The 13,291-nt window shown below is 60.4% G+C and carries 7 protein-coding genes; all 7 read left to right on the top strand.

The window, feature by feature from the left end; translation table 11 throughout:
• The first annotated feature begins 239 nt into the window (after positions 1-239).
• The 7 genes from ACA043_RS15575 (at position 240) to ACA043_RS15545 (ending at position 13,290) form a co-directional block, all read left to right on the top strand.
• Entirely contained in the window at positions 240-1,706 is a 1,467-nt protein-coding gene (locus ACA043_RS15575; protein ID WP_489879581.1) for a serralysin family metalloprotease, read from the top strand.
• A 92-nt stretch (positions 1,707-1,798) separates the two neighbouring features.
• A complete protein-coding gene (locus ACA043_RS15570) occupies positions 1,799-2,227 on the top strand; it encodes an AprI/Inh family metalloprotease inhibitor (protein ID WP_489879582.1) in 429 nt (142 codons plus the stop codon).
• Between the two features lie 204 nt (positions 2,228-2,431).
• Positions 2,432-4,210, top strand: coding sequence for a type I secretion system permease/ATPase (locus ACA043_RS15565; protein ID WP_497657346.1), 1,779 nt, complete (start codon positions 2,432-2,434; stop codon positions 4,208-4,210).
• A complete protein-coding gene (locus tag ACA043_RS15560; protein WP_187678996.1) occupies positions 4,207-5,556 on the top strand; it encodes an HlyD family type I secretion periplasmic adaptor subunit in 1,350 nt (449 codons plus the stop codon). Before ACA043_RS15565 ends, ACA043_RS15560 begins: the two co-directional genes overlap by 4 nt.
• Positions 5,557-5,558: 2 nt before the next feature.
• Complete coding sequence (locus ACA043_RS15555; RefSeq protein WP_187678997.1) at positions 5,559-6,926, top strand: TolC family outer membrane protein; 1,368 nt, start codon at positions 5,559-5,561, stop codon at positions 6,924-6,926.
• A gap of 121 nt (positions 6,927-7,047) precedes the next feature.
• Positions 7,048-9,999 (top strand): autotransporter serine peptidase EprS, encoded by a 2,952-nt coding sequence (gene eprS / locus ACA043_RS15550; protein WP_497657345.1) that lies wholly within the window; start codon positions 7,048-7,050, stop codon positions 9,997-9,999.
• Positions 10,000-10,203: 204 nt separating this feature from the next.
• Positions 10,204-13,290 carry an autotransporter domain-containing protein gene (locus tag ACA043_RS15545; protein WP_497657344.1) on the top strand — a complete coding sequence of 1,029 codons (3,087 nt, stop codon included), beginning with the start codon at positions 10,204-10,206 and terminating at the stop codon, positions 13,288-13,290.
• The last annotated feature ends 1 nt before the right edge of the window (position 13,291 follow it).

The raw sequence follows: 13,291 nt of genomic DNA, 5'->3' as shown, positions 1-13,291 counted from the left end.
AAAATCGTCAGACAATTAGGCAATGCCCCGCCCTTTAAAACATTCCTTCGCCCCCCGCGCGCATTGTTTACGGGAGTTTCCCGGAACAGCCAGATTCGATCTCAAAAAAATCCTTTACGACAGATTTCGAATTGTGTCAGGTTTCTTACGCCTTCATTGGGCGAGTGATAGGACGATCTCGCCAGAGATTGTCGCTATCTGACAAAAACTGTTCCATTGCTAAACAAGGAAGTGTGTTTATGTCGAAAGTTAAATCGAATGCTATTGATACTGCCGAACAGGCTTTTCTGCTGTCCGCGGCGCCGCAACCTCTGGCCGCAGCCAGCTCGGCGTACAACCAGATCAATAGCTTCAGCCATCAATATGATCGTGGCGGCAACCTCACGGTCAATGGCAAACCCTCCTTCTCCGTTGACCAGGCCGCAACCCAGTTGCTGCGCGACGGCGCTGCCTACCAAGACAAGGACGGCAGCGGCAAGATTGAACTTACCTACACGTTCCTGACGTCGGCATCGTCCAGCACGATGAACAAGCACGGGATCAGCGGGTTCAGTCAGTTCAGTGTTCAGCAACAAGCCCAGGCCAAGCTCGCCATGCAATCCTGGGCCGATGTGGCCAATGTCACCTTCACCGAAAAAGCCTCGGGCGGCGACGGCCACATGACCTTCGGTAACTACAGCGGTGGTCAGGATGGCGCTGCAGCGTTCGCTTATCTGCCAGGCACCGGCGCCGGCTACGACGGCACCTCGTGGTACCTGATCAACAGTGGCTACACGCAAAACAAAAATCCGGAGTTGAACAACTACGGTCGTCAGACTCTGACTCACGAAATCGGTCACAGCCTCGGTCTGGCCCACCCTGGCGACTACAACGCCGGCAATGGCAACCCGACTTACAACGACGCTTCCTACGGGCAAGACACCCGCGGCTACAGCGTCATGAGTTACTGGAGCGAGAGCAACACCAATCAGAACTTCAGCAAGGGCGGCGTAGAAGCCTATTCCTCCGGCCCGCTGATGGACGATATCGCTGCGATCCAGAAGCTTTACGGTGCCAACACCACCACCCGTACCGGTGACACCACCTACGGCTTCAACTCCAACACCGGTCGCGATTTCCTCAGCGCTTCGTCGTCGAGTGACAAAGTGGTGTTCTCGGTGTGGGATGCGGGCGGCAAGGACACTCTGGACTTCTCGGGTTTCACCCAGAACCAGAAGATCAACCTCAATGACGCTTCGTTCTCCGACGTGGGCGGCCTGGTGGGCAACGTGTCCATCGCCAAGGGCGCGATCATCGAGAACGCCATCGGCGGTTCGGGCAACGATCTGCTGATCGGCAACAGCGTGGCCAACGAGCTCAAGGGCGGTGCCGGCAACGACATCCTCTGGGGCGCTGGCGGTGCCGACAAGCTGTTGGGCGGCGCCGGTTCGGACACGTTTGTGTTCGCGGCCAGCTCGGACTCCAAGCCGGGTGCGATCGATCAGATCCTCGATTTTGTCAGCGGTCTCGACAAAATCGACCTGACCGGTATCACCAAAGGCGCCGGCCTGCACTTTGTCAGCAGCTTCACCGGTGCAGCCGGCGATGCGGTTCTGACTTCGTCGGGCGGCAACAGCCTGCTCTCGGTGGATTTCTCCGGGCACGGCGTGGCCGACTTCCAGGTCAGCACCGTTGGCCAGGCAATAACCAGCGACATCGCGGCTTGATGTGAAACAGGAGAGCGGCGCGTGATGCGCCGCTTTCTCGCTTGCATCGTCCTGCCCGGTAGGCAAGGCTAGGCATCGGAGTGAAATGTCCTATGAGTCGAAACGCTTTTACCTACAAGACGCTGGCGTGGCTGATGGCAACGCTGATTATGATTTCTGGAGAAACAAGCATGGCAAGCAGCCTGAGACTCGAAGAACCCTCGGTATTCGCCGGTCAGTGGCAGGCGACCTTGTCGGCTCGGGGCGACTCGCCCGAAGCACAAAAAATGCAAGACAAGCCTTCGAATACCTGCCTTGTGGAACTGGCTTCAAACAAGACGCTGGGCAAGGGCGCCGACTGCCTGGGCGCATGGCTTGAGGAAGTGCCGATCGGTTGGTTTCCGGATCCTGACGGTTTGTCGATTACCGGCAAGGAGGGTTCAAGAATTCAGTTCTTCAGCCGACAACGTGATGGGCTTTATCTGACGACTTTGAAATCAGGCCTGGTCATTACACTTCAACGCACTGCGCAATCGTCGTGATGATCAAGTAGCTGACCGAGTTTTAATATAAGGCCCTGCTGCGTGGTTATAAGCAGGCTCTTTTATGGCAACTGCACCGTAATAAATAACGGAAGTTGTTATGAAAGTGTAAGCGGCCACCTGAAAAGCAAGTTCCGGCATCGCGCGGATAACTAATTCAAGTCTCGCCCAGAATTGGCGAGAGATATTGACCAGGAAGAATCAATGAAGATGGCGAAGGCCCCAGCCACCGCTCCCTTATTCAAGGCATTGGGTGACTATAAAAGCATTCTGATCAGCGTCGGCTGCTTTACCGCACTGATTAACGTGCTGATGCTGGTGCCCTCCATCTATATGCTCCAGGTCTATGACCGGGTGCTGTCGTCGCAGAACGAAACCACTCTGGTGATGCTGTCGCTGATGGTCGTCGGTTTCTTCGCTTTCATCGGCCTGCTGGAAGTGGTGCGTAGCTTTATCGTGATCCGCATCGGCAGCCAATTGGAGCGCCGTTTCAACCTGCGGGTCTATCAGGCGGCGTTCGAACGCAACCTGTTCAAGGGCGAAGGCAACGCCGGCCAGTCGCTGGGCGACCTCACTCACATTCGCCAATTCGTCACCGGGCCTGCGTTGTTCGCGTTTTTCGATGCGCCGTGGTTCCCGGTGTATCTGTTCGTGATTTACCTGTTCAACGTCTGGCTCGGTGTGCTTGCCACTGCGGGTGCGCTGTTGCTGATCGCATTGGCCTGCCTCAACGAATACATGACCAAAAAGCCGTTGGGTGAAGCCGCCGGTTTCTCGCAGAAGTCCAGCCAGTTGGCCACCAGTCACCTTCACAACGCCGAGACCATTCAGGCGATGGGCATGCTCGGTTCGCTGCGCAAACGCTGGTTCCAGGTGCATTCGCGCTTTCTCGGTCTGCAGAATCAGGCCAGCGACACCGGCGCCGTGATCAGTTCTCTGAGTAAAACCTTGCGTTTATGCCTGCAATCGCTGGTGCTTGGATTGGGCGCGTTGTTGGTCATCAAGGGCGACATGACTGCCGGGATGATGATCGCAGGTTCGATCCTGATGGGCCGCGTGCTGAGTCCGATCGACCAATTGATTGCTGTGTGGAAACAGTGGAGCGGGGCGAAGCTGGCTTACCGGCGTCTCGACGCGTTGTTGCAAGCCTTCCCGCCAAGTGATGACGCCATGGCGCTGCCGGCGCCGAAAGGCCAGATCACCTTCGAGCAAGTCAGCGCCGGCCCGCCGGGGCAGCGTGCCGCGACGTTGCATATGGTCAACTTCAACCTTGGCGCTGGTGAAGTGCTGGGTGTACTGGGTGCGTCCGGCTCCGGCAAGTCGACGCTGGCCCGTGTACTGGTCGGCGTGTGGCCGACACTGGGTGGCACGGTGCGACTGGACGGCGCGGATATCCATCGCTGGAATCGCGACCAACTCGGTCCGTACATTGGCTACTTGCCGCAAGACATCGAACTGTTCAGCGGCAGCATTGCTGAGAACATTGCGCGTTTCAGCGAGGCCGATGCGCAGAAAGTCGTGGCCGCTGCGCAACAGGCGGGTGTCCACGAAATGATTCTGCGCCTGCCGCAAGGCTACGACACGCAACTGGGTGAGGACGGCAGCGGCCTGTCCGGCGGTCAGAAGCAGCGCGTGGCACTGGCTCGCGCGATGTACGGCACGCCAAGTCTGGTGGTGCTGGATGAACCCAACTCCAACCTCGACACCGTCGGTGAAGCGGCATTGGCCAGCGCCATCGCCCAGCTCAAGGCTCAAGGCACCACCGTGGTTTTGGTGACGCATCGTTCTTCGGTGCTGGCCCAGGCCGACAAGCTGCTGGTGCTCAACGACGGGCGTTTGCAAGCCTTTGGCGCCAGTCAGGACGTGCTCAAGGCGCTGTCTGGCGCCGCCAATGAACAACCTCGCGAAAAAACTGCGCAAGCACCGGGCGGGCTCAACATGAGTCGGCAGTACCAGCCCACGACAAGGAACTCGGGTGTATGAGCAGCGTCAGCATGAACACTGAAAACGAAGCGAGCATGGAACACGCGTACATCACCGAACGCCCGGAACGCGATGCGAAGTTCTTCGCGCGTATGGGCTGGATTCTGGCGATTGTCGGCGCCGGCAGTTTCTTCACCTGGGCGGCTCTGGCGCCGCTGGATCAGGGCATTCCGGTGCAGGGTACCGTGGTGGTCTCGGGCAAACGTAAAGCGGTGCAGTCGATGAGCAGCGGCGTGGTCAGCCGGATTCTGGTGCGCGAAGGCGAAATCGTGAAACAGGGGCAACCGCTGTTTCGCCTCGACCAGACGCAAGTCGCCGCCGATGTGCAATCGCTTCAAGCGCAATACCGCATGGCCTGGGCCAGTCTGGCGCGCTGGCAGGCCGAGCGTGACAACCTCAAGCAAGTGACCTTTCCGGCCGAGTTGAGCAACGACCCGGACCCGCGTCTGGCGTTGGTCCTTGAAGGTCAGCGTCAGTTGTTCAGCAGCCGCCGCGAAGCGTTCTATCGCGAGCAGGCCGGATTGCGCGCCAGTATCGAAGGCGCCACCGCGCAACTGGCCGGCATGCGCCGTGCGCGCACTGACCTCAATGCCCAGGCGGACTCGCTGCAACAACAGTTGAGCAACCTGCAACCACTGGCCGACAACGGCTACATCCCGCGCAACCGCTTGATGGAATATCAGCGCCAACTGTCGCAAGTGCAGCAGCAACTGGCGGAAAACACCGGTGAAAGCGGTCGCGTGGAGCAGGGCATCCTCGAATCGCGCCTGAAACTGCAACAGCACAGCGAGGAATATCAGAAGGAAGTCCGCACGCAACTGGCCGATGCGCAGCTCAAAAGCGTCACCCTGTCCGAACAATTGACCTCCGCCGGTTTCGATCTGCAACACAGCGAAATCGTCGCCACGGCGGATGGCGTGGCGGTCAATCTGGGCGTGCATACCGAAGGCGCGGTGGTGCGTCAGGGCGAGACCCTGCTGGAGATCGTTCCGCAAGGCACCACCCTGGAAGTGGAAGGACATTTGCCGATCAACCTGATCGACAAGGTTGGCACGCACCTGCCGGTCGACATCCTGTTTACCGCGTTCAACCAGAGTAAAACGCCGCGTGTACCCGGTGAAGTCAGCCTGATTTCCGCCGACCAGATGGTCGATGAGAAAACCGGCGTGCCGTACTACGTGTTGCGCAGCAGCGTCAGCGATCAAGCCATGGAAAAGCTCAATGGTTTGGTGATCAAGCCCGGCATGCCGGCAGAAATGTTTGTGCGCACCGGTGAACGCTCACTCCTCAACTATCTGTTCAAACCGCTGCTCGACCGGGCCGGCTCTGCGTTGACCGAAGAATAAGGATGTCCGGCTGTATGAATAAGCTTTCCATGCTCGGGGCGGCATTGATGCTGCTCGCGAGTCACTCGGCAGTGGCGGCGATGGGGCCGTTCGAGATCTACGAACAGGCGTTGCGCAATGATCCGGTGTTCCTCGGTGCGATCAAGGAGCGTGACGCCGGCCTGGAGAACCGCGCCATTGGCCGCGCCGGGCTGCTGCCGCGAATCGGTTACACCTATAACAAGGGCCGCAATACGTCGAAGGCCACGTCCCTCGATGAACGAGCGCGCAATCGTACGGACGAGCGCAATTACAGCAGTTACGGCTCGGCCCTGACGCTGCAACAACCGTTGCTCGATTACGAAGCCTATGCGGCATATCGCAAGGGCGTGGCGCAGTCGTTGTTCGCTGACGAGAACTTTCGCGGCAAGAGCCAGGAACTGTTGGTACGGGTGCTGGATAACTACACCAAAGCCTTGTTTGCCCAGGATCAGATCGATATCGCCCAAGCGAAGAAGAAGGCCTACGAACAGCAGTTCCAGCAGAACGAGCACATGTTCAAGCAGGGCGAAGGCACGCGCACCGACATTCTCGAAGCCGAGTCGCGCTATGAGTTGGCGACCGCTGAGGAGATCGAAGCGCGCAACGAACAGGATGCCGCGCTGCGTGAACTGGGCGCACTGGTTGGCGCACCTTTCGTGGACATCAGCGATCTGGCGCCGCTGGATCAGAATTTCCAGACCTTCGCGCTGATGCCGGCCAATTTCGACACCTGGCACGAAATGGCGATCAGCAATAACCCGAACCTGGCCTCCCAACGTCAGGCCGTGGAAGTGGCGCGGTACGAGGTAGAGCGCAACCGTGCCGGGCATCTGCCGAAAATCAACGCCTATGCCTCGATGCGGCAGAACGAATCGGAAAGCGGCAACACCTACAACCAGCGCTACGAAACCAACACCATCGGCCTGGAAGTCAGCGTGCCGTTGTATGCCGGCGGCGGGGTGTCGGCCTCGACGCGTCAGGCCAGCCGCAGCATGGAACAGGCCGAGTACGAACTGGATGGCAAGACCCGCGAGACGCTGATTGAACTGCGTCGTCAGTTCAGCGCCTGCCTGTCCGGAGTGAATAAATTACGCGCTTACCAGAAAGCCCTCACCTCGGCGGAAGCGCTGGTGGTTTCGACCAAGCAGAGCATTCTCGGCGGTGAACGGACCAATCTCGATGCGTTAAACGCCGAGCAGCAGTTGTTCACCACCCGCCGCGATCTGGCACAGGCGCGGTACGACTATTTGATGGCCTGGACCAAGTTGCATTACTACGCCGGCACCTTGAACGAACAGGATCTGGCGCGGGTGGATGAGGCCTTCGGACAAGGCCCGAAAACCCGATAACACCGCAAATCCCTGTAGGAACTGCCGAAGACTGCGATCTTTTGACTTTGTGTATTGAAGATCAACAGATCGCAGCCTGCGCCCCAGCGCTTACACAACAATAAGAAAGTGAGTGGTGAACATGGAAGTACGCATCAAGCCGATATCGGTCGGCACCCTGTTGCTCGCAGTTTCCGTTTCCCAGGCCCAGGCTCAATACCTGGAATCCGGTAAACCCGGCGATCCCGCCAGTTGGCGCAGCGCCGAGTTCCTGCGTGACTGGGGCCTTCAGCGCATGCAGGCCGATCAGGCTTACGCGGCGGGCATCACCGGCAAAGGCGTGAAAATCGGCGCTCTCGATTCCGGCTTCGATGCCGCCCATCCCGAGTTCGCCACTGACCGATATCACCCGGTACTGGCCAGCGGCAGTTACATTGACGGCTCGCTGTTCAACGTCGACGGCACCCTCAACCCCAACAACGATTCCCACGGCACTCACGTGGTCGGCACCATGGGCGCGTCCCGTGACGGCACGGGTATGCACGGCGTGGCTTACAACGCGCAGATCTACGTCGGCAACACCAACAAGAACGACAGTTTCCTGTTCGGCCCCAACCCCGATCCGCGTTATTTCAAAGCGGTGTACGACGCACTGGCCGATGCCGGCGTGCGCGCGATCAACAACAGTTGGGGCAGCCAGCCGCCGGATGTCAGCTACCGCACACTGGCCGACCTGCACGCCGCTTACGCCCAGCACTTCAACAAAGGCACCTGGCTCGACGCGGCTGCCGATGTTTCCCGTCGCGGCGTGATCAACGTGTTCAGCGCCGGCAACAGTGGTTATCCGAACGCCAGCGTACGCTCGGCGCTGCCGTACTTTCAGCCGGATCTTGAAGGCCACTGGCTGGCGGTCTCCGGCCTCGACCAGAGCAATCAGCAGAAATACAACCAGTGCGGCATCGCCAAGTACTGGTGCATCACCACCCCCGGGGCGAAGATCGACAGCACGATTCCTGGCGGCGGTTATGCGATCAAGTCCGGCACTTCGATGTCGGCGCCGCACGCCACTGGCGCACTGGCGTTGGTGATGGAACGTTACCCGTACATGAGCAATCAGCAGGCACTCGAAGTGCTGCTGACCACCGCCACGCAACTCGATGGCTCAGTGACCGATGCACCCACCGAGCGGGTCGGCTGGGGCGTGGCCAACCTGAACCGGGCGATGCGCGGGCCGGGGCAATTGCTCGGGGCGTTTGACGCCAATCTCGCGGCCGGGCAAAGCGATGTCTGGAGCAATGACATCTCCGACAAGGCGCTGATCCAGCGTCAAAGCGAAGACCTCGCCGAACACAGCGCCTGGCAGCAGACCTTGCAAGACAAAGGTTGGCAGAACGGTATTGCCGCCGGTGCCAGTCAGCAGGATCAGACGGATTATGCCGTTGGTATGGCCCGCGATGCTGCTGCGGCAACCCGGGTTTATCAGGGCAGTCTGATCAAGTCCGGAGCAGGGCGTTTGCTGCTTACCGGGGAAAACACCTATCGCGGCCCGACCACGATCAACGGCGGCCTGTTAAGCGTCAATGGCTCGCTGGTTTCGGCTGTTACCGTCAATAACGGCGGCACCCTGGGTGGCTCCGGACAGATCGGCTCGCTGACCGCCAACAGCGGCGGCCGTGTTGCGCCCGGCAACTCCATCGGTACCTTGAACGTCGCCGGTGACGTCACCTTCGCGCCGGGCTCTACCTACGCCGTTGAATTATCGCCGACCAGCAGCGATCGCATCGTCGCCGGTGGCACAGCAAATATCAGCGGCGCCACGGTCAGCCTGTCGCTGGAAAACAGCCCGACCTTGCTCAGCACCGCCGAGGCGCAAAGCCTGCTCGGCCGTCAGTACGACATCTTGCAAGCAGCCGGTGGCATACAGGGGCAGTTCGGTGCGGTGCTGCCGGATTACCTGTTCATCGGCGGCAGCCTCGATTACGCGGCCAACGGCATTCAACTCGATATCGAACGCAACGCGACGTCCTTCGCCAGCGTCGGCCAAACCCCGAACCAGCGTTCGGTGGCCGCTGCCGTCGAAGGTTTGGGCGCGGGCAACTCAGTCTACGAAAGCCTGCTGCTGTCGGCGGACGCAGCTTCCGCACAACAAGCCTTCCAGCAACTGAGCGGCGAAATCTACCCAGCGATGGGCACGATGCTGATCAACGACAGCCGTCAGCTGCGCGATGCCGTGGGCGAACGCCTGCACGATGCCTCGGCCAAACAAAACAACGGCTGGATCAAGGCACTTGGGGCGTGGGGCTCGACTGATTCAAACCATGACACGGCGGGTTACAGCACCTCATTGGGTGGGTTGTTGGCCGGTGTTGACGGCGCACTGGACGACCAGACCCGCATCGGTCTGGTCACCGGTTACAGCGACAGTTCGTTGAGCATGGGCTCGGGCACGCACTCGTCAGCCAAAGTCGACAGCTATCACCTCGGCGCTTACGCCGGACGCGAGATCGGCGCCTGGCGTCTGAGCACCGGCGCGGCCTACAGCTGGCATCGCGCCGATGTGAAGCGCGATCTGCAATACGGCAACGTCAGCGCCAAACAGAAAGCCAAGGTTGATGCGGCGACCACTCAAGTGTTCGGCGAGGCGGCTTATCGACTGCACCTGCAACCGTTGGCGCTGGAACCGTTCGCCAATCTCGCTTACGTGCATCTGGACACCGAAGGCTTCACTGAGAAGGGCGACGCAGCCGCGCTGAAAAGCTCCGGCGATCAGCGTGATGCGGTGCTCAGCACCCTCGGTGTGCGGGCGATCAAGACCTTCAACCTGTCGGCGCAGCAGACACTGGATGTCAGCGGCCATCTCGGCTGGCAGCACAGCTTGAGCGATATCGATTCCGAGCAGCATCTGCGCTTTGCCAGCGCTGGCACGCCGTACTCCGTAGAAAGCTCGGCGCTGGTCCGCGATGCCGCGCTGGTCGGCGTGCAAGCCAGTCTGGCATTGAGCAAGGACGTGCGGGTCAACCTCAATTATGACGGGCAACTGGCCAATCGCGAGAAGAGCCACGGCGTTGGTTTGAGCTTGAACTGGCAGTTCTGAACCACCGTTGATCACATACCTGTGGCGAGGGAGCTTGCTCCCGCTGGGGCGCGAAGCGGCCCCTGCATTTTCCAGTGGAATCGCGGATGCAGGTTTTGCGGCTGCTGCGCAGCCGATCGGGGATAAATCCCCTCGCCACAGGAAGATATTCTCAGCATTTGAGATAGACGGATTTTTCGCAACATCACTAAGGAAGGTCGCTGGATGAACAACAACAATACCCCCGCGCAAACGGGTGGCCGCTTTGCCCTGAAAACGCTGACTTGCGCCGTGTTGTACGCACTCACCACCCTGGGCTCCGCGCACGCTGCGTCCTATGTGGAAAGTGGTCGCACGGGCGATCCGACGAGTTGGCGCAGCGCCGAATTCCAGGCTGACTGGGGTTTGGGTGCCATCGGTGCCGATCATGCCTACGCTGCTGGTTACACCGGCAAAGGCGTCAAACTGGGCATTTTCGACCAGCCGGTTTACGCCGCGCATCCGGAGTTTTCCGGCACCAATAAAGTTGTCACGCTGGTCACCAGCGGCATTCGCGAATACACCGACCCGTACATCCCGGTGAAAGCCGGGGATGCGTTCCGCTATGACGGTTCGCCCTCGGTTGGCTCCGACGGCAAGCTTGGCGCCCACGGCACTCACGTCGGCGGCATTGCGGCGGGCAGCCGTGACGGCGGGCCGATGCACGGCGTGGCGTTCGGCGCGCAGATCATCAGCGCTGATAACGGCGATCCGGGCCCGGAAGACGGCATCGTTCGCGGTAACGATGGCGCGGTGTACAAGGCCGGTTGGGACGCGCTGATCGCCAGCGGCGCGCGGATCATCAACAACAGTTGGGGTATCGGCATCACCGACCGTTTCGACCTCGGTGGCCGCGACCCGGCGTACCCGCACTTCACCGTCAACGACGCGCAGGTGCAGTTCAACGAGATCCGCACGTTGCTCGGCACCAAACCCGGCGGCGCCTATGACGGCGCCATCGCCGCGGCGCGCAGCGGGATCGTGACGATTTTCGCCGCCGGCAACGACTACAACCTCAATAACCCGGACGCCATCGCCGGCCTCGGCTATTTCGTCCCGGATATCGCACCGAACTGGATCACCGTCGCCGCGCTACAACAGAATCCGGATCTGGCCAGCGCCAATCCGTACATCATGAGTACGTTCTCTTCGCGCTGCGGTTATACCGCGAGCTTCTGCGTCTCGGCGCCGGGTACGAAAATCTACAGCGCGATCATCGAAGGCACCAACGCCGACAACCTGACCACCGGCTACAAAAATTACAACGGCACCTCGATGGCTGCGCCACACGTGGCCGGCTCAATGGCCGTGCTGATGGAGCGCTTCCCGTACATGACCGGCGATCAGGTCGCCACAGTATTGCGTACCACCGCGACCGACCTCGGCGCACCGGGCATCGACGCCTTGTACGGCTGGGGCATGATCAACCTGCGCAAGGGCATTGATGGCCCGTCAATGTTCGTCACCGAGCAGGACATTCCTGAAGAGTTTCGTATTCAGGGGGCGTACGGTTCCGGCCAGTTCGTTGCGGATCTGCCGGGCATCGGCGCGATCATCGATCAGGGCAAACCCACCGAGCGTGTGTGCACCGACATCACTTGCGGTCTCGATACTTGGCGCAACGACATTTCCGGCCACGGCGGTTTGACCAAGCAAGGTATCGGCACTCTGGTGCTGACTGGCAACAACACCTACAGCGGCCCGACCCTGGTCAATCGGGGCCGACTGGCCATCAACGGTTCGCTGCAATCGGCGGTCACCGTCAATGACGGCGGCATCCTTGGCGGTAATGGCCGCATCGGTACGTTGTCGGTCAACAGCGGCGGCACTGTGGCGCCGGGCAATTCGATCGGCACCCTGAACGTGGCGGGTGACGTGACTTTCGCGCCGGGTTCGACCTACGCGGTAGAGCTGTCGCCGACCAGCAGCGACCAGATCGTCGCCACTGGCAAAGCAGTAATCGAAGGCGCCACAGTGACCATGTCGCTGGAAAACAGCCCGACCTTGCTGACCACTGGCGAAGTCAAAAGCTTGCTCGGCACGCAATACAACATCCTGCAAGCGGCCGGCGGCATTGAAGGACGCTTCGGTCAGGTGCTGCCGGATTATGCGTTCCTCGGCGGCACGCTCGCTTACTCGGCGAGCGGCATTCAACTGGCAGTGGGGCGTAACGACGCCTCGTTCGCCAGCGTCGGCCTGACGCCGAACCAGCGTGCTGTCGGTGCCGCTGCCGAGCGCTTGGGCGCGGGCAATGCGCTGTTCGAAACCCTGCTGTTGTCGCCAAATGCCGCTTCGGCGCAGCAAGCCTTCCAGCAGTTGTCCGGCGAGATTCATCCGGCCATCGGCACGATGCTGATCAACGACAGCCGTTACTTGCGCGATGCCGTGGGCGAACGTCTGCGCGAGCGTGATCTGTTCGACGCCAATGCGCCGACTGACGATCGCAGCAACGCCTGGGTCAAGGTGCTCGGTGCCTGGGGCAAAAGCGATGGCGGGCATGACTACGCCGATTCCAACAGTTCCATCGGCGGCTTGCTGGCCGGTGTCGACGGCTTGATCGCTGAAGATACTCGCCTCGGTTTCGTTACCGGTTATAGCGACAGTTCGTTGAGCATGGGCAGTGGCACGCATTCGTCGGCATCCGTCGACAGCTACCACTTGGGTGCGTATCTGGGCCATGAAATCGATGCACTGCGTCTGACCGTTGGTGGCGCTTATAGCTGGCATCGCATCGACGTGAAGCGTGATCTGCAATTCGGCGACGTCAGCGGCAAGCAGAAGGTCAAACGCGATGCGACCACGGCGCAACTGTTCACCGAAGCGGCCTATGACCTGGGGCTGCAACCGATGAACCTGGAGCCGTTCGCCAATCTGGCTTACGTGCACCTGAACAGCGACAGCTTCACCGAGAAGGGTGATGCCGCCGCACTGAAGGGCGGTGAAGACAATCGCGATGCGGTGTTGTCGACCCTCGGTGTCCGCGCCAAGCGCACGTTTGCCCTGTCGGACAAGCATCAACTGGAACTGGGCGCGACGCTGGGCTGGCAGCACAACCTGAGCAGCGTCGACTCTGAAAACCATCTGGCATTCGCCAGCGGCAACAGCGCGTTCAACGTGCAGAGCGTGTCGCTGGATCGTGATGCGGCGGTGGTCGGCGTGCGCGCCGGGCTGGCGCTCAATCGCGATGTGCGGGTGAACCTTGATTACAACGGGTTGATCGGTAGCAACGAGAAAGACCACGGTGTGGGTCTGACCCTCGACTGGCAGTTCTAAA

It is taken from the genome of Pseudomonas sp. LBUM1648 (assembly GCF_059716145.1).
Note: the sequence above shows the minus strand (reverse complement) of the source record. Positions and strands in the feature narration are given on the sequence as shown.

Coding starts and splice junctions, on each gene's coding strand:
- eprS (WP_497657345.1), top strand. CDS start 7,048: ATGGAAGTACGCATCAAGCCGATATCGGTCGGCACCCTGTTGCTCGCA.
- ACA043_RS15575 (WP_489879581.1), top strand. CDS start 240: ATGTCGAAAGTTAAATCGAATGCTATTGATACTGCCGAACAGGCTTTT.
- ACA043_RS15560 (WP_187678996.1), top strand. CDS start 4,207: ATGAGCAGCGTCAGCATGAACACTGAAAACGAAGCGAGCATGGAACAC.
- ACA043_RS15565 (WP_497657346.1), top strand. CDS start 2,432: ATGAAGATGGCGAAGGCCCCAGCCACCGCTCCCTTATTCAAGGCATTG.
- ACA043_RS15555 (WP_187678997.1), top strand. CDS start 5,559: ATGTCCGGCTGTATGAATAAGCTTTCCATGCTCGGGGCGGCATTGATG.
- ACA043_RS15545 (WP_497657344.1), top strand. CDS start 10,204: ATGAACAACAACAATACCCCCGCGCAAACGGGTGGCCGCTTTGCCCTG.
- ACA043_RS15570 (WP_489879582.1), top strand. CDS start 1,799: ATGAGTCGAAACGCTTTTACCTACAAGACGCTGGCGTGGCTGATGGCA.